Origin of the sequence: Desnuesiella massiliensis (assembly GCF_001403615.1) — a bacterium.
Lineage (GTDB): Bacteria > Bacillota > Clostridia > Clostridiales > Clostridiaceae > Desnuesiella > Desnuesiella massiliensis.
The window spans coordinates 1,633,680-1,651,704 of sequence record NZ_LN879457.1 but is presented as its reverse complement, the minus strand read 5'-3'; the positions used below and the strand labels follow the sequence as shown (position 1 = coordinate 1,651,704).

15 protein-coding genes and 7 tRNA genes are annotated in these 18,025 nt (G+C 31.4%); 12 read left to right on the top strand and 10 right to left on the bottom strand.

What is annotated here, in order from left to right; genetic code table 11:
• Nucleotides 1-158: 158 nt before the first annotated feature.
• From BN2665_RS25700 to pgsA, 5 genes are all read right to left on the bottom strand, one after another.
• Nucleotides 159-1,088, bottom strand: a complete 930-nt coding sequence (locus tag BN2665_RS25700; RefSeq protein ID WP_207643710.1) for an ABC transporter ATP-binding protein — start codon at nt 1,086-1,088, stop codon at nt 159-161.
• Entirely contained in the window at nt 1,081-1,758 is a 678-nt protein-coding gene (locus tag BN2665_RS25695) for an ABC transporter ATP-binding protein (RefSeq protein ID WP_055669921.1), read from the bottom strand. The genes BN2665_RS25700 and BN2665_RS25695 overlap by 8 nt, the downstream gene beginning before the upstream one ends.
• Before the next feature lie 2 nt (nt 1,759-1,760).
• Nucleotides 1,761-4,577, bottom strand: coding sequence for an ABC transporter permease (locus BN2665_RS25690; protein ID WP_055669920.1), 2,817 nt, complete (start codon nt 4,575-4,577; stop codon nt 1,761-1,763).
• A 24-nt stretch (nt 4,578-4,601) separates the two neighbouring features.
• Nucleotides 4,602-5,639 (bottom strand): efflux RND transporter periplasmic adaptor subunit, encoded by a 1,038-nt coding sequence (locus BN2665_RS25685; RefSeq protein ID WP_055669919.1) that lies wholly within the window; start codon nt 5,637-5,639, stop codon nt 4,602-4,604.
• Nucleotides 5,640-5,984: 345 nt separating this feature from the next.
• Nucleotides 5,985-6,506, bottom strand: coding sequence for a CDP-diacylglycerol--glycerol-3-phosphate 3-phosphatidyltransferase (gene pgsA / locus BN2665_RS25680; RefSeq protein WP_055669918.1), 522 nt, complete (start codon nt 6,504-6,506; stop codon nt 5,985-5,987).
• Nucleotides 6,507-6,775: 269 nt separating this feature from the next.
• Between pgsA and BN2665_RS25675 the strand changes: the two genes are divergently transcribed.
• From BN2665_RS25675 to BN2665_RS25665, 3 genes are all read left to right on the top strand, one after another.
• A complete protein-coding gene (locus BN2665_RS25675; protein WP_055669917.1) occupies nt 6,776-8,146 on the top strand; it encodes an NAD(P)/FAD-dependent oxidoreductase in 1,371 nt (456 codons plus the stop codon).
• 345 nt (nt 8,147-8,491) lie between these two features.
• Nucleotides 8,492-9,778 (top strand): adenylosuccinate synthase, encoded by a 1,287-nt coding sequence (locus BN2665_RS25670; RefSeq protein WP_055669916.1) that lies wholly within the window; start codon nt 8,492-8,494, stop codon nt 9,776-9,778.
• A gap of 149 nt (nt 9,779-9,927) precedes the next feature.
• The gene (locus tag BN2665_RS25665) at nt 9,928-10,113 is read left to right on the top strand and encodes a DUF1858 domain-containing protein (RefSeq protein WP_055669915.1); all 186 of its coding nucleotides are present in this window, start codon (nt 9,928-9,930) and stop codon (nt 10,111-10,113) included.
• A 148-nt stretch (nt 10,114-10,261) separates the two neighbouring features.
• On the opposite strand, the gene BN2665_RS25660 is transcribed toward BN2665_RS25665, so the two are convergent.
• A complete protein-coding gene (locus BN2665_RS25660) occupies nt 10,262-11,161 on the bottom strand; it encodes a polysaccharide deacetylase family protein (protein WP_055669914.1) in 900 nt (299 codons plus the stop codon).
• 136 nt (nt 11,162-11,297) lie between these two features.
• Here BN2665_RS25660 and BN2665_RS25655 point away from each other — a divergent pair, with 136 nt between their 5' ends.
• Nucleotides 11,298-12,041, top strand: a complete 744-nt coding sequence (locus BN2665_RS25655) for an acyl-[acyl-carrier-protein] thioesterase (protein ID WP_055669913.1) — start codon at nt 11,298-11,300, stop codon at nt 12,039-12,041.
• Nucleotides 12,042-12,148: 107 nt separating this feature from the next.
• Here the strand turns inward: BN2665_RS25655 and BN2665_RS25650 are convergent, their stop codons facing one another.
• Nucleotides 12,149-13,387: a BaiN/RdsA family NAD(P)/FAD-dependent oxidoreductase gene (locus BN2665_RS25650; RefSeq protein ID WP_055670066.1), complete on the bottom strand. Its 1,239-nt coding sequence runs from the start codon at nt 13,385-13,387 to the stop codon at nt 12,149-12,151.
• Nucleotides 13,387-14,199 (bottom strand): carbon-nitrogen family hydrolase, encoded by an 813-nt coding sequence (locus tag BN2665_RS25645; protein ID WP_055669912.1) that lies wholly within the window; start codon nt 14,197-14,199, stop codon nt 13,387-13,389. Before BN2665_RS25645 ends, BN2665_RS25650 begins: the two co-directional genes overlap by 1 nt.
• Nucleotides 14,200-14,417: 218 nt before the next feature.
• On the opposite strand from BN2665_RS25645, the gene BN2665_RS25640 reads away from it, so the two are divergent.
• From BN2665_RS25640 to BN2665_RS25605, 8 genes are all read left to right on the top strand, one after another.
• Nucleotides 14,418-14,792 carry a CoA-binding protein gene (locus BN2665_RS25640; protein WP_055669911.1) on the top strand — a complete coding sequence of 125 codons (375 nt, stop codon included), beginning with the start codon at nt 14,418-14,420 and terminating at the stop codon, nt 14,790-14,792.
• 395 nt (nt 14,793-15,187) lie between these two features.
• A tRNA-Glu gene (locus tag BN2665_RS25635) sits at nt 15,188-15,262 on the top strand.
• A 6-nt stretch (nt 15,263-15,268) separates the two neighbouring features.
• Nucleotides 15,269-15,344 (top strand) — tRNA-Val (locus BN2665_RS25630).
• A 5-nt stretch (nt 15,345-15,349) separates the two neighbouring features.
• Nucleotides 15,350-15,426, top strand: a tRNA-Asp gene (locus BN2665_RS25625).
• Nucleotides 15,427-15,469: 43 nt separating this feature from the next.
• Nucleotides 15,470-15,544 (top strand) — tRNA-Glu (locus tag BN2665_RS25620).
• A 7-nt stretch (nt 15,545-15,551) separates the two neighbouring features.
• Nucleotides 15,552-15,627: transfer RNA gene (locus tag BN2665_RS25615), tRNA-Val, on the top strand.
• Between the two features lie 5 nt (nt 15,628-15,632).
• Nucleotides 15,633-15,709: transfer RNA gene (locus BN2665_RS25610), tRNA-Asp, on the top strand.
• Between the two features lie 4 nt (nt 15,710-15,713).
• Nucleotides 15,714-15,788: transfer RNA gene (locus BN2665_RS25605), tRNA-Thr, on the top strand.
• Nucleotides 15,789-15,929: 141 nt separating this feature from the next.
• Here BN2665_RS25605 and BN2665_RS25600 read toward each other — a convergent pair.
• On the bottom strand, nt 15,930-16,910 hold the full coding sequence (locus BN2665_RS25600) for an ATP-binding protein (protein WP_055669910.1): 981 nt from the start codon (nt 16,908-16,910) through the stop codon (nt 15,930-15,932).
• Entirely contained in the window at nt 16,903-17,883 is a 981-nt protein-coding gene (locus tag BN2665_RS25595; RefSeq protein WP_055669909.1) for a DnaD domain protein, read from the bottom strand. Before BN2665_RS25595 ends, BN2665_RS25600 begins: the two co-directional genes overlap by 8 nt.
• Nucleotides 17,884-18,025: the final 142 nt, after the last annotated feature.

The window sequence follows — 18,025 nt, the reverse complement described above, 5'->3', positions numbered from 1 at the left end:
TATTAACTTTTACAATTTTATTCTAATTCTATTGTATAAAAAAGTCAATATGAATTTCAGAAAATTTGAATATTTTATTTATTGATAAATAATTATCAATAGAATATAAGGCAACAGTAATACTATTTTATTAAACTGCTACCTTATATTTTAGATTTTTATCCTACCTTCTCTTCGTTGGTATTAGCTTCAGGGGAATATAATACTATTCTATCCTTATCTAATTCAATTTTTATTTTATTTTTGTCCTCTAAGCCTAAGGCTGATAGATAATCCCTTGGTATTTGAAGCCTTCCTGCTTTATCTAATACAGCTAACTCCACGTGAGTTTCTTCCTCGCTATTTACTGAGCCTTCCTTTAGATTTTGTAACTCTTCAGCATAGCTTCTTTTTCTTATAAATTCGCTGCTAGTTTTTCCGTCTCTAATAGCTACCACACGGTTGACCTTTGAAGCGATTTGTCTGTCATGTGTAACTATGATTACAGTAAGATTGAATTTTTCATTTAATTCTCTAAATAAGCCTAATATTTGATTAGAGGTTGCTGTATCTACGGAGCCAGTAGGTTCATCAGCTAATAGAATTTTTGGATTATTACTTAAGGCTATTGCAATGGCAATTCTTTGCTGCTCACCTCCAGAAAGCTCACTTAGAATATTATTTTTTCTATGAGACATTCCAACCATTTCTAAGAGTTCTATAGCTCTTTCTCTTTTATTTTTATTTTTCCCTATGGAAAGGGAAAGTTCAATGTTTTCTAGAGCACTTAAATATGGAATTAAATTTCTAGCGTTATTTTGCCATACAAAGCCAATGGTATCTCTTTTATATTTTGTAATATCATTTTTAGAAAGTTTAAATAAATCCTTGCCGTCTACAACTAATTTGCCAGCTGTAGGTTTATCTAAGCATCCAATCATATTAAGTAAGGTAGATTTTCCGCTTCCGCTGTTACCTATGATAGCAGTAAGCTCTCCTTGCTCTATAGATAGGTCTAGGCCTTGTAGAGCTACTACCTCAATATCGGAAGATTTATAGATTTTTATTAAATTTTCACATTGAATTATATAATCTTTTTCATTATCCATTTACAATCTCACCATCCTCTAAGGTATAAACATAATCCGCAATCTCAAGCATGTTAGGATCATGAGTGGTCATAACAATGGTTAGACCTTGTTTTTCTACCATATCTTTAAAAAGCTTAACTACTTGTAAGCCGGTAGCTGTGTCTAAAGCAGAAGTAGGTTCATCCGCAAATATTACTTTAGGACCATGGCATATAGCTCTTGCAATAGCTATTCTTTGCATTTCTCCTCCAGATAGTTCTTGAGGAAAGTGATCTTTTCTCTTAAATAATCCTACAAGCTTTAAACATTCTTCAGCACGTTTCCTTTTATCTTTTAGATCAGGTTTTGATACTCTTAGTGCAAATTCTACATTTTCTAAGGCGTTCATATTTTGCATTAAGGCACCAGTTTGAAACACAAAGCCTATATCTACCCTTCTTATTTCATCTCTTTCACTATCTTTCAATTTAGATATATCCTTACCATTAAAAACTATCTCTCCAGAGGTGGGATAATCTATAGCGCCTAAAAGATTAATCAATGTAGTTTTTCCTGAGCCAGATCTCCCTTTTAATATAGTTAATGCGCCGCTCTTAATATCTAGATTCACATTTTTTAAGGCGTAAATAGCCTCTTCACCAGACTTAAATTGTCTACATAAGGTTTTTGTTTCAATTATAGTATCCATAATTAGTCCTCCCCAAGTTTTAAAGCTTGATCTATTTTTATTTTCTTAACTATCCTTATTAATATAAATAGGCAGCAGGTAAGTACCACAATTATAAATAAGCCCAAGCTTATATAGTTGCCTATAAAGGATATAGGCCTAAAAGGAAGTACTTTTTCTTTTGAAGCTGAGGATAGATTTACCAAAGGCACAAATACGTTACTAGATAGCAATCCTACTATTATGCCTGTAATAGCACCTAACCCAGATATTAAAACTTGTTCAGAAATTAATATGGCAATAATTTTTTTCATAGATAATCCTATGGCTCTTAGTATACCAAATTGAAGTGTCCTGTTTTTTATGGATAGAGACCAGTATATTATAAAGCCCAAGCAAGTTATAAATAAAGATGATAAGAAACATAAAGTTAGAGTGCCGTTTGTGCCTTGAACTATAGGGTCATTTTTTAATTTATATAAACCTTCATGAACAGTTTTTATAGCTTCATAGGATAAATGCTTAGTTGAAATATCTTTGTAAATATCATCATTAGATGCATTAGGTGATTTTTTCATCCAGACATCATAGGGTTGATTAGGAACTACACTGTCTACATAATTATAGTTCATTACTATCAAATGCTTTGTGTATTCATTATTAGCGTCATAGCCTGGCCAGTAATCAACAATACCATAAACATAAGATTCCACATAAAGATTTTTATCCCATCTTACATCAATAATATCCCCAAGTCTAATACTCATCTCATCTGCTAAAGATTTAGATATTAATACTCCCTTTGGCTCTTTTGCTATCAGATTAAGATAGTGATACCAATGGTGAGGTAATAGTTTTGTATCAAACCAAGCTGTCTTACCGAATTCTTCAGGGATTATGCCCATAATAAAAGAATTAGTCGTTGAGAATTTATTATTAAATAGAACCGTTCCTGAGGCAGAAGGAATTACTTTTGTAACAGATTCAATTCCTTCTATATTTGAGTAAGGTTTGAAGTCTACGTTTTTGTAAAGTGTTCCTGGGCCATTATCTGAACCGCTTTTTAAGTTGTCACCATTTTCAACTATTTGACGCCAAGGACTCATTACAATATCAGCACCGTTGAGATACTTTATTTTATTTTCAGATAAGGTATTAATGGTAGATGCTGACTTTAAGTTAAAAATACCAACAGATAGAGTTAATATTAAGAAGATTATTAAAAATCCATCTCTTCCTCTATTTCTACTAACATTAATTAAGGAAGAATACATTGGTGCTGTCCATTTATTCTTTCCTAGGGTGAATATCAATTTCACTATATAAGGAAATAATCTCAAATAAAGCAAACCAATGCTAATTATGAATAGGGTAAAAGCTATATATAAAGTGGGAGATATAGGCATTGACGCAGCATCTATTTGAGAAACATTAACAATCTTCTCAAAGGATTTATAGCTATATATAGAGTATAATGATATTCCTAATAATAAAAAGTCTATATAAAATTTTTCCCATAAGGGTTTTTTACTTCTGGCTTTTTTTCTTTTTTCAATAACTATACTATCGCTAGCTATTGAGAACGTAGGAATAAGTAGTATAATTATGAAGAATACCCCTGTAAATATTGCATATATCCACTCTCTATAGCTTATAGACACATCCAAAGGAGCTCTATTAACAAATTTTAAAAAACCGTCTGAAGCTCCTAATAATTTGCAAATAAATAAAGATATAGGTGGTCCTAATAAAATTCCAACTAATCCTATTAAGCCGTATTCTAAGAGATATATATTAAGCAATTGAAATCTGCTTGCACCTCGGCTTTTTAATAAGGATATCTCATTAGCATCCCTTTCTACAATTAGCCCTGAAATCATAAAGATGTATAGTACTATTATTAATATTACAGGTATTTGAATTGTCCATAATGTTATTTTTAATTCATTTTGTTTTTGAATATATTTACTTAACACATCTGAAATAGCAAAGTTTGTATTTATATTCTGGTAAGCAGATAGCTCCTTGTTTCTGGAATCAAACTTATTTAAAATACTTTTTATGTTTCTTACGTCTATAGATTTATAATCTAAGGCATAAAACCATGAAATATTGTTAATGTAAGTATTGGGAGACTTTGAATAATGATTTATAAATGCCTTTGGATGCATTAAAAAGCCATCAACGTGTTCCCAATCTTTATCCACCCAATAAATATTATCTGCTTTATCTAATGTATATAAGCCAACTACCTTCACCTTAAAATATTGAGATTCGCTATAATCTCTATAGCGCATAGAGTATATTTCATCGATTTTTAAGCCAAGAGTATTCATAGTCTTTTCAGACACGATTACCTCATAGGTGCCATCAGGCAGTGGATCAGGCGAAAAAATTCTCCCCTCTAATATTTTTATATTTGATTCTATATCAAATAAAGCTTCGATTTTAAAACCTGAGCCTTTTTCATTGGAAAGTTTACCATCTGCATTTATTCTGCCAACATACATATCGCCGCCAACTATATTATACTTTTTTGAGTACGGCTTCATGCCCAAATGATCAATAGTTTTATTTATTTCGGCATCTAATTCTGTAAATGTTTTATCAAAATTCTCATAATCCTTCTGTACTATTTGTCGTGAAGCTGCGAAGCTTCCTGGAAATATGTGATTTTCTTTTTCGTACTGCTCTACATCCTTGATTAACATCCTTTTAAGAACTGCTGAAGAATAAGCAGGAACAGAGGTTACAATAGCTACTGCTAAAGTAAATCCTAATAATATGCTTAAAATCAACCATTTATTTTTAACTATCTTTCTAAATAAAAAAGAAAACATTTAATCACCCCCATAAGTAAATTTTTAGTTGATGATAACCTCTTCGCCTTCCTTTAGGCCTTCAGTTATTTCAACTACATTAGCATTTTCAATACCAAGAGTTACAAATTTTTCTATCTTTGTACCATTATCCATGACTTTTACATAGGGGGTCTTATCGTAATATTTAACTGCTGACTTTGGAATTAGAAGAGTATTTTCTTTTTTAAATAAATCTACTTTAATTTTTGCTTTATTTCCAAACAGCATATTCTTTGGAGGATTGTTTAATTTAATTTGAGCTGTAGGAATTTTTATAACCTTTCTATTATCTTCATCTCTACCTTCTTTAATGTTTACGGATACAACCTTTCCTTTGTCTTTGAACTCAGAAAACTCAGCATCTACCTCCATACCTAGTTTTACATCAATAACTTCATCTCCAGAACATTCAATTAACATATTGTCTTTTGATGAAATAATATATAGAGGATAATAGGCGTTTATCATTTCTCCTAAACTAATATTATTTTTGAAGGTTATTATTCCGCTTAAAGGTGCTCTAAGAGTCATTTTTGATAATTCATTTTTTAAATTTTGCATTTGAAGTTCTTGCATTTCTACATCTAAGGCTGCATTTTCTTTATCTACCTGAGTGCTTTGAGCGTTGCCTGCTACAGAGTCATACCTTAATTTTAATTTTTTTAATTTAATTTCTTCTTGTTGGATTTGTGATTTTATACTATCTGTGTCTAATTCAGCTAGTATATCTCCTTCTTTAACTTCTTGGCCCTGCTCAAAATTAAGCTTTTTTAAAAATCCTCCTCTGTCTTTAAAGTGGCATTGAGTAGAACTAGAAGGTGCAAAATACCCATTAAGGTTTAAAGTTTTGACAATAGTCCCTATAGTTGCTTTTTCAGTTTTTAAATTTATTTCTGAAGATTTTATTAAGGGAGGAGCGCTTACAGGCTCCTCTTTAGGAAACATACTACAGCCTGATAGCAATAAAGTTAGTGAACTGCTGTAGATTATTAGTTTCGAGTGTTTTAGTAGGTTTGTTTTTTTTGATTTTTGATTTAACATAATAAGCCCCCCCATAAAAATGTAAAATAAATATAAATTAATTGTTAATGAAATTTATTTTATATACGTAGCCTTTAATGTGAAAGTTCGAAAAATTTCTTAAAATTTAACATATGGAATATATATTTGAAAAAAAGGATATAGGCATAGAGTGCATCTATATTATCAACATTTTGTATAAAATAAAAAAATAAAAATGAGCTAATTTCAAAGTAGAAAAAATTTACTCATTTTTATTTTATTATAAAAATATTATTGCTAATTTCTGAATATTGCCTGAAATTTAATCTTAGCCCTATCTGTTTTCCTGAGAGTTTTTTAAAAATAAAAAAGAGCCCTAGAGCTCTAATCTTTATTATTTTTATGATTCCTGAAATAAATGATAACATAATTTATAAGTGCAACTACTGCACTAGCTACAGCTATGTAGAGTAAATTATCTCCAGCCATAGGGTTAAAACCTAAGGTAAAGATGGAGATATAAAAAAGTAAAGTTGATGCTTTACCAAATATGTTTGATGGTATTACGGTATCTTTTTTATATAAGAATAATCCAGAGATTATCATTAAAACTTCTTTCATGGCAACTACAACGAAAATCCATGAAGGGATTATGTTTTTTATGGAAAGGCTGCTTAAAACTGTTAAAAGCATTAATTTATCAGCTAAAGGGTCTAAAACTATACCCCATTTAGTAACTAAATTATATTTTCTTGCTATATAACCATCTAATATATCTGTCATGCCTGCGATTAGAAAAACTATTATAGAATACAGTAAATAATTTGGAGTTCCCGAAAAGAAAACCATTAAAAATACTGGTATAAGAAATAACCTGAATATGGTCAATATATTAGGCAAATTCATATAGCTGCACCTCCTTTTAGAAAAAAATTAAGCATGAATATATAATAGCATATCTTTACAATATATTAAAGAAAAACTCTAGGTCTTAAAATATACGAACTATAATTATGAATTTTAAAATAATATTCGTAAAATTTGTTGACTATGCACTTTTGCTTTGTTACTATGATATAGGAAATAATTAATAAAAATAAGGAGGAAAAATTATCAGAACTATTTATAAATGCATTATATTGAGATTAAATAGTTTAGATAATAAAGTGTGAATTATGTATGATGTGATTATTGTTGGAGCTGGAGCCAGTGGGATATTTACTGCTTACGAATTGACTAAAGTGAATCCTGATGTAAAAGTTTTAGTTATAGAGAAAGGGCATAGTCTTGAAAAAAGAAAATGTCCAATAGACGGAAAGAAAATAAAAGCCTGTATACACTGTAAAGTTTGTAATATCATGAACGGATATGGCGGGGCAGGGAGTCTGTCAGATGGAAAGTATAATATAACTAATAATTTTGGAGGAGAGCTTTTTAAATATGTAGGTAATGAAGAAGCAATAAATTTAATGAATTATGTAGATGAAGTTTTATGCACCATGGGCGGCTCAGAAGCAAAGCTTTATTCAACAGCTAATTCTAACTTGAAAAGCAAAGCTCTTCAATATGATTTGCACTTATTAGATGCTAAGGTGAGGCATTTAGGTACCGATAGAAATCTAGTTATATTAGCGAATATATATGAATATTTAAAAGATAAAGTTGAGATATTATTCGATAAAGAAGTTTTTGATGTAAATAAAATAGAAAATGGCTTTGAAGTGGTTAGCAACAATGAAACCTATACCTGTAAAGATTTAGTTCTGGCTACGGGCCGTTCAGGTTCAAAATGGATATCAAAAATCTGTGACAAATTAGGCATAAGAACAGAAAGCAATAGAGTAGACATAGGTGTGAGAGTGGAGCTTCCAGCAGAGGTATTTGAGCACATAACTAAAGAGGTTTATGAAAGCAAAATAGTTTACAAAACAAAAAAATACAATGACATGGTGAGAACCTTCTGCATGAATCCTCATGGAGAAGTGGTAAGTGAAAACACTAATGGAATAATAACAGTGAATGGACATAGTTATTCAGATCCGAAGCTTCATACAAATAATACAAATTTTGCATTGCTTGTATCTAGCCATTTTACCGAGCCTTTTAAAGAAAGTAATGAATATGGAGAGTCTATTGCTAAATTAAGCAATATGCTTGGCGGCGGTGTACTAGTTCAAAGATTTGGTGACTTAGTTAACGGTAGAAGAACTAATGATAGAAGAATGGAAAAGAGCTTTACAATACCGACCTTGAAGGCTACTCCTGGAGATCTAAGCCTTGTGATACCTAAAAGACAGCTAGATGATATTATTGAGATGATATATGCTTTAAATAATATAGCACCAGGTACAGCTAATGAAGATACATTACTATATGGTGTAGAAGTAAAATTCTACAATTCTAAGGTTGAAGTTAATAATAATTTAGAAACAAAAGTAGAAGGACTATATGCTTTGGGTGATGGTTCAGGAGTGACTCATTCCTTATCACAAGCTTCAGCTAGTGGAGTGTACTTAGCTAGAATTCTTGGAGAAAAGTATAAATAAAAAGCGACTTTGGTCGCTTTTTTAATGCACAATTCAGGATTCATAATGCACAATTATGTAGGATTTTTCTCCGATAAACTATGAAAAATCCTTGACTTATTACGAACATTTTTTGTTTTTAAAAATCAATTATTCGTAAATTTTCTTGACCTTTATATATGCATTTGCTATTATAATAATGTACGTAATTTGAAAGATTATAATTGTTTATGCAGAGTAATACTATAATTAGAAATAAGAAAAACTAATTTAATGAGCTAATTCTAATTATTGTTAAATAAAAAATACATAGCATAATACTAGAGAATGAATATAAACTTTAGTATTGGAAATGGAGGAGTTAAAATGTCAGCATTTATAGTGTTAGGAGCTCAATGGGGCGACGAAGGAAAAGGGAAGATGACAGATTATCTTGCGGAAAGTGCAGAGGTAATTGTAAGATATCAAGGCGGAAATAATGCAGGGCATACAGTAGAAGTTGATGATAAGCAATATAAGCTCCGATTAATACCTTCAGGTATATTACATGAGGATAAACTAAATGCTATTGGAAATGGTGTAGTTATAGATCCTAAAGCTTTATTTGAAGAAATAGATTATTTAGAGGACTTAGGAGTAAAGATAAATTCAAATAAACTTATAATAAGTGATAGGGCTCATTTGATAATGCCTTATCATAGAACTTTAGATGCCTTAAAAGAAAAGGCAAGAGGAAAAAATGATATAGGAACTACAGGAAGAGGTATAGGTCCTTGTTATACCGATAAGGTTGAAAGATGCGGTATAAGAGTATGTGACTTAATGCATAAAGAGGTATTTAAGGATAAACTAGAGCAAAATATTCAAATGAAAAATGAGTATATAACAAAGGTTTTAGGCGGAGAAGCTTTAAATTTTGAAGAAATATATGAAGAATATTTAAAGTATGCAGAAAGAATGAGACCTTTTGTTCAAGATGTTTCTGTTAGAGTATATGATGAAATAAAAGCAAATAAGAAGGTATTATTCGAGGGTGCTCAAGGTATGCTTCTTGATATAGATTATGGTACATATCCTTATGTAACTTCCTCTAACACTACTGCAGGCGGAGTTTCTAATGGTGTAGGCATAGGCCCTAACATGATAACTAATGCTGTAGGTATTGCTAAAGCATACACTACAAGAGTTGGAAAAGGTCCCTTCCCTACAGAGCTTTTTGATGAGACTGGAGAATGGATAAGAGAAAAGGGTCATGAATATGGAGTAAATACAGGAAGAGCAAGAAGATGCGGATGGTTAGATTTAGTTATCCTAAAAACTACTACAAGAGTGTCTGGACTTACTAGCTTTGCAGTAACTAAAATAGACACTTTAGCAGGATTAGATAAAATAAAGATCTGTGTAGGCTATAACTTTAACGGAAAAGTTATAGATTATTTCCCAGCTAGCTTAGAAGATTTAGCAAAGTGTGAGCCTATTTACGAAGAGTTTGATGGGTGGGATGAAAGCGTGTCTAATGCTAGAAGCTACGAAGAGCTTCCTGAGAATGCAAAGAAATATTTAAAGAGAATTGAAGAATTCACAGGAACAAAAGTATCCATAGTTTCCGTAGGACCAAGAAGAGATCAAACTATGGAGATAGCTGAACTATAATATATTTTAAGAGAGCTTGAAGTCTTTATGTAAGATTTTAAGCTCTTATAATATTGTTTTATAACTTACTTGTAAAGGAAATTATACTTATATATAATATAATTAAAATATAGAAATCTCAATCTTATATAAAGAAAGGTATGATTAAAATGAAGATTACAAAGGACATGACTATAGGCGAAATCGTAAGAGACTATCCTGAATCTATTGAAATACTTATGAGCTTTGGTATGGGCTGCGTAGGTTGTCCAGCATCACAAATGGAAACCTTAGAAGAAGCTGCTATGGTTCATGGTTTTGAATTAAATGATTTATTAGAGGCATTAAATGCTTAATTTAATTGATAATTTACAATAAATTAGATTTTTTCTATATAAGTTACGAAAAAATTATAAAGCAAAGCTTTAGGCTAAAGATATTTAGCGAAAGCTTTGCTTTTGTTTAAAGAATAATAGCAGAAATTTTCATAGCTATATTACAGTATTATTTATAAGCTTGAACTCCTAATAATTTGTCTAAGGTTACGAAATCAAAACCTTTTGCTTTTAAGCTGTATATTATGATAGGTAAGGCATCTACGGTAGCTTGCCTATCGCTATTGCTATGCATTAAAATTATATCGCCCGATCTTATATTATTCACTACATTATTTACAATATTGTCTTTTTCCTTTTGAGACCAATCTAAGGTATCTATAGACCATAATACAGACTTATAACCTAATTGTTCTAGATTATAAAGAGTATTTTTATCAACAACTCCATAAGGAGGCCTAATAATAGCAGGCTTCTTTTTAATTAAGCTATATATTTTATTTTCAGTTTCTTCTACTTCCTTTTTTATTCCATTAAAATCTTTTTTTGATAAATCTGTGTGATCTAGGCTGTGATTTAGAATCAAATTATTTTCGTTAAAGGCTTTTTTTACCACACTGGGAAAGGCATCTATGCTTTTGCCAATAAAGAAGAAGGAAGCCATTATATTATGTTGCTTTAAAATATCTATAATCTTCGGAGTAAACAAACCATCTGGTCCATCATCAAAGGTTAAAGCTACCCATTTGTTTTCAACATATCCATTAATAAAAAGAGAGCTTGGATTTTCCTTTACAAGAGTTGGAATCGTCATTCTCCATTTTTCCAAGCTAGTCTTTTCAGAGGGAGTGAGCTTGTTAGAGCTTCCTAATATATCGTAAATTTCCTTAGGTTTCTCTTTTTTCAACTCACTATTAGAGGTATCTATTTCCTTGGGGTGTTCCTTAACATTATTATTTATGGATTGAGACTCGTTATAGGCAGGATTTTTTTCTAAAGGTTTACTGCAACCATAAGTAAAAAGTGTTAGTATCAGCATTGTCAAACAAAAATTCTTTTTAAAATCCATATTATCACCTTAATATAAACTTGTTTTTAATAAGAATACAATATCCATATAAGTAGGTCAATGTTAATATATAACTAATTTGAAGTTTAGAAATATAAGTAATATAATATTTTTATGAGTTAAGGGAGGGATATAAATGGCAGGAATTGAAACATCTAAGATTTACGAATTATATTATCATGATGTAGATTATAAGAAAAAGGCGTTAATAACCACATTAATAAATTATTTTGGTGATTTAGCCACCTATCAAAGCGAAGAGTTAGGGATAGGAATGGATTTTTTAAAATCTAAAAATGTTGCTTGGGTATTATATAAGTGGGATATAGAGATTGAGGATTATCCATGCTATGGAGAAAGGATTACAGTTAAAACTAGACCTTATTCCTTTAAAAAGTTCTATGCTTATAGAACCTTTGAAATATTAAATGAAAAAGGTGTGGTTTTAGGTAGGGCTAAATCCTTATGGTTTTTAATAGATAGGGATAGAAGAAGACCTGTAAGGGTAAATGAAGAGTTTTACAAGGCTTATAAAATAAATATGGATAAAGATGAAGAATTAGATATAGATCCTATAGATAAAATAAAGGAAATTCATTTTTCTAAGGACTTTGATGTAAGATATAGCGATATAGATACAAATCGTCATGTAAATAACTCTAAATATGTAGCTTGGGCTTTAGAAACTGTTCCTTTGGAAATAGTTCTTAATCATAGCATTAGAAGGATTAAAGTGGTTTATGAAAAAGAGACAATCTATGGAGATATAATTAAATCTTGTACAGAGGTTGTGGATAATGGAGATGAAAAGATATGTCTTCATAAAATTACTAATAGTGAAGGTAAGGAGCTGACTCTACTACAAACCTATTGGAAATAATTATAGGGAAACATTACGAAAACTTAACTTATACATGTTCCAAAACGGCATCTTTAGGCCATTATGGTGCATGTATAAGTTGTTAGTTGAAGTTGTTTCCCTAGAGTTTATTTTAAGCAAGCCTTAGCTACCGCATAAGCTGAGCTCCACGCCCATTGGAGGTTAAAGCCTCCACAGTCACCATCTACATCAAGGATTTCTCCACAGAAAAATAGATTTTTAGCAATTTTTGATTCTAAGGTTTTACCATATACTTCCTTAGTGTCAATACCACCTGCAGTTACTTGTGCATTAGAGAAAGAATTTGTTCCAATAACTTTAAAGCTCCAAGCCTTTAGCAAAGTAAATAAAGATCTTTTTTCTTTCCAGGTTAATTCTGAGCAAGGCTTGTGAATATTATCAATACTGCATTCCTTGAGAATTATGGGTATTAGCTTTTTATTTATTATGCCTATAAAAGAATCTACAATGCTTCTATAGGAGAATATAGCCCAATGATTTTCTAGAAATTCCTGGAGGCTTTCAGATTTTAAGTGAGGAAGCATATCTACCTTAATTTGAATCTCTTTATTTTGGTATAATGCCTTAGAGGCTCTTCTGCTTAATTGAAGAATAGGAGGGCCAGATATTCCGTAGTCTGTAAAGAGAACTTCTCCAAATTCTTTTCTTTCACTGCTTCCATCAACGATTATTTCTGCAAATCCATCGAATTTTACCCCGGATAAAGCCTTTAAATATTTGTAGTCAAGCTTTATTTGCACTAAGGCTGGCAAGGGAGGCACTATGCTATGGCCTAAGCTTTTAGCCAAGGTATAACCAGAGCCGTCGGAGCCGGTATTTGATGCAGTTTTTCCTCCACAAGCCAATATAAGCCTTTTACAGCTAAACACTTCTCCAGATTTTGAAGTAAGTCTAAAACCTTTGCTGTTAGAGTTTATATTTTCAATTTTATTGTTTAAGTAAATAGGGATGCCCCTATCCTCTAAAGCCAATCTAAATATATCTAAAACGGAAGAGGCTTGAAGGCTTAAGGGATACATCTTACCTTCATCTAAAGTGGTGATAGGAAGACCTAAGGAAGAAAAAAAGTTTATTGTAGAATCTATATCAAAAGCCTCTAGCACATCATCATAAAAATCTTTATTGTCACTATGATACCTATCTGAAAAGGGTTTTTGAATAAATCTATTAGATATATTGCATCTACCATTACCAGTAGTTAAAATCTTTTTTCCAACCCTATCGGTGCCTTCAATTATGGCTACATCTAAGCCATAATCCTTGCATAAAATAGAAGCCATGAGCCCTGAAGCCCCGCCACCTATTATTATAATATCGTGATAAATCATACAGAATCTCCTTTTTTATTAAGTTCATAACCTTGCATATATAAGTGTTCTTTTCTATCCTTCTTTAATGGGAATTTGCTTCTTATACTTTCCACTTGTTCTTTTGAAATATTTGAGTAAATAAGGCCTTCACAAGAGCTTATGTGACACAATACTTCACCTAAAGGAGAAACAATCATAGAATCCCCGGCATATTTAATATTATTGCCTAAGCCCACTCTATTAACACCTAGAATATAGCATTGATTTTCTATGGCTCTTGCTTTTAATAAGGTTATCCAATGTTCTCTTCTGGCCTCTGGCCAGTTAGCCATAACCATGATGGCATCACTATTATAAGATAATATTTGAAATAGCTCAGGAAATCTTAAGTCATAGCATATAGTGCTGCCAATATTAATATTTTCTATTGAGGTTGTTACAAAACTTTCTCCGCCAGTATAATATTTAGCTTCTTCACCATAGGAGAAAGGATGAATTTTAGAATAACTGCTGAGCAAAGAACCTTTACTAGAAACAATACATAAATTATTATAATATAAAGAGTTTTTCTTCTGAACTAAGCCAAAGCCTATATTTATTTGAAACTCTAAAGCTTTATTTCTAAACCAAGTGATGGTTTCGCTTTCTATAGATATATCTTCGGATATAAGCTCAGCATTCATAGAAAAGCCTGTGAGAGTCATCTCGGGAAATATTAACAAATCCACCTGTTTTTCCTTTGCCTCTTTAATAAACTTATGACATTTTAACTTATTAAGTTCTTTATCTTGCCACTCCATATCCATTTGACATAGACCAATTATCATATATAACACCCCTAATATATTTTAAGTGATATAACAATTTTAGCATATATAGATAGTTAACACATCTAGCAAAAAATAACTAGTTGTTTTTGTGATGACTAAATATGTAACTTTAGTCATGGATAGCAATTATCATTTAAGGTATAATATACTTAAAACAATAAATATAAGGATTTATATACCTATTGTTTTTAAATATATTTTAGGAGAGTGTTATTATGGAAGCTAAGGAGTTAATGAAATATAAAAACTGGGCGGTAGCTGGTGATGTTTTAAACAGCAGCAAATATGCATATAAGATACTTAATAGATTAACAGAGGCTGGTTATAATGTTAGAGGGGTGAATCCTAAAGATGATCAGGGAGCAGTTTGCAAAAGTCTAAAAGAAGTACCCTTTGAGGTGGAAGTCTTAGATTTATGCATACATCCTTCAAAAGGTATTGATATAGTGAAACAAGCTAAGGGATTAGGAATAAAGAACGTTTTAATCCAACCAGGAGCAGAAAGTGAAGATATATTATCTTTTTGTAGAGAAAATGAAATAACTGCTATAGAGGGTTGCGCTTTAGTGGAATTATCTAGATTGGAGTAGAGAAAAATTTTATTTAATGTATAATTCATAATGCACAATGAAGGAAAATTTTTAGACCGTGGCTAATTATTAGTTACGGTTTTTTGTAGTATAAATCGTATTTCTAAAATCTCTAGAATTTATTTTCATATCTTTTAAGCTGATGTGAAATTTTTAGCTATATAAAATATAAAAAATCAAAAAAGGAAGGTGGTATTATACGCTAAAAAATCCACCTTAATCATGCATTGCACGTTGAAAAGATGCTATTTTAGACGTGCAATAAAAAATAAAAATAAAAAAATAAAATATTTTAAAAAAACATGTTGACACTTGAAGAAATTTTATGTATTATATTCTATGTCAGGTCGCGACAGCGAGTGACAAACAACATATGGAATGAGTATGAAATATATGGCCCCTTGGTCAAGCGGTCAAGACACCACCCTTTCACGGTGGTAACAGGGGTTCGATTCCCCTAGGGGTCACCAATATGTGGGCGCATAGCTCAGCTGGGAGAGCATCTGCCTTACAAGCAGAGGGTCACAGGTTCGATCCCTGTTGTGCCCACCACATATGGCCCAGTGGCTCAGTTGGTTAGAGTGCCGGCCTGTCACGCCGGAGGTCGAGGGTTCGAGTCCCTTCTGGGTCGCCATATACTCATTTAACAAGCATATTCTGTATGCTTGTGCACATATGGCCCCTTGGTCAAGCGGTCAAGACACCACCCTTTCACGGTGGTAACAGGGGTTCGATTCCCCTAGGGGTCACCATATTTATGGGCGCATAGCTCAGCTGGGAGAGCATCTGCCTTACAAGCAGAGGGTCACAGGTTCGATCCCTGTTGTGCCCACCATAAATGGCCCAGTGGCTCAGTTGGTTAGAGTGCCGGCCTGTCACGCCGGAGGTCGAGGGTTCGAGTCCCTTCTGGGTCGCCATTTTGCTGGCATGGCTCAACGGTAGAGCAGCTGACTTGTAATCAGCAGGTTGTAGGTTCGATTCCTATTGCCAGCTCCAGATCAAAAAGACTTATTATAAAGTCTTTTTTTATTTTTTTGAATTATAATATTAATTACAGAGAAGTTATATAAAGCTTTAAAGTCATAAAAATAAATTTAATACAAAAATGTAGCTTAAGAATTTTCTTAAGCTACATTTTTATCTAATTCTTTTTAAATTTTTAGTTACTCTTATATCTTCACAATAAAATTTGCATATTTGAAAATTACCAAATAATCTAGAGGTTATTCTTTCTGAATAGGTTTTTGAAAGCTGCTCTAGGGTAAGATTGGTGGAAATAAGCATTTTTCTTTTTCTAAGAAGTCTTTTGTTTAGTATGTTGAACAACTCAGTCTTAGAAAAATCGTTTATTTGCTCTGTACCTAGGTCATCTATAATTAATAAATCGCAATTAGTTAATAAATCTTCTAAATTATCATCAGTGTTGAATCTTAAAGTTTTAAGATTTTGAATTAATTCCTCAGAAGTTCTATAGACTACTAAATGACCTTTATCCAATAGTTCTTTTGCTATGCAATTTGATAAAAAAGTCTTCCCCGTACCTGAATTACCATAAAACAGCAAATTATCTTCTAAATTAGAGAAATTTTTTATAAAATTTAAGGTTAAGGATAATATTTTTTCAATATTTTTCCTTGGGGTTTCCTTTTCATCTCCTAATTTTCGTGTAGAATAATATTCAATATTAAAATTATCAAAGTTATTAGCTCTTAATATATCTGATAGATCTGAGTTTTTATAATATAGCTGAACCAATTTTTGTTTATAGCAGATGCATTTTTCTATACCAATAAAGCCTGTATCCTTACACTTAGCACATCTGTAGTGAAGATTTAAATAGTCTATGGTATAACCAGCCTCAACTAAGGCCTCAGTTTTTTTAATTCTTAATTCTGTGATTTCTTTTTTTAGCTTAGCTAAATGCTCTTCTCTATTTTCCAATTCCTTGAAAGCACTGATGGATAAATCTACACATAATTTACCTATTTTTCTTTCTAAGGCTATAATATGAGGAGCATTATCTTCAACTTCTTTTTTTCTATTAGACAGAGTTTCTGCCTCTTCTTCACGTATTTTCTCATATATTTTCATTATATCGGATTGATATCCTTTAATCATTTCTATCCCATCCTAGAAGTTTCTTTTCTAAAGAGTCATAATCATAAACTCTTTGTTCAAAATTATTAAAATTATCTCTTGAATTACCATAATTACTTGCTTTTTTATATACGGGTTTTTTAGAGTCCTTTGCGGCTATATCCTCTATAGTTTTAATGTTATCTTTTGCCCAACTATTTAAAATTCCATCTATGTACTTAAAATCTGCCCTATTTAGGCGTTCAAAACAAATATCACAAGCTTTTTGAATAACCTCTACAGGAAATTTATATTGGGTTACCCATTTGTCTAGCAGATCTTCTTGTGGTTTCATTATTTCAGCATCTTTAATACCTAGGTAAGCTAGAATTTTCCTGTATTTTATCCATTTATCTTCATGTCGTTTTATGAACATTTGAGCTTCTTCTATGGTTTTTATGTTTGAATCGTACCAAGATATAGCTACTTTTTCAAAATATCTATAATCTGTTTTTCCCTTAGAAATGCAGTATTGTATGAGCAGTAGTATCATCTCAAGGGAGAAGCTTAAATCCTTCTGCCATCCAATATAAGTGGCCATTTCTTTAGGGGATAGGGGCCTACCAATAAGCCTTTCTATTTCATGGAGCATATCTTTAATAGAATTTTTATTTAACTCTTCTAATAGGCTTACTTTGGAGCTTTGCACTTCGGATTCCTCCGTTAAGTCAAGAAATTCAACATTAAAATTTCCCATCTTGTCTATAGGTACGAGTTTAATAACTCCTTCATCATTCCAGTAATTTAGGGCATTCATTATGTCTGACTCTAAAAGATTTAGGCTTGAGGCTATTATAGAAGAACTTACTCCCATTTCTCCAGAGACATTATATTTAAGCATTAATAGATAAACTTTAACAAATTCTCCTCTGGCTTTGGTCATGTAATTATCAATAAATACATTGCTAACTGGAGTAAATTTAGAAGTTGAGTTTTTAAGCATAAAGGTGCTCATAATATCCCAACCTTTCTTAAAATAAAGATTTTAAATTGCTTAAACTATTGTATAGTAAATAGTTTATAAAGTAAATATATAAATGTTCTTTTCATATTAAATTATATCAAAGGAGCAGCTTTCTCTCAATAAACAAAAAAAG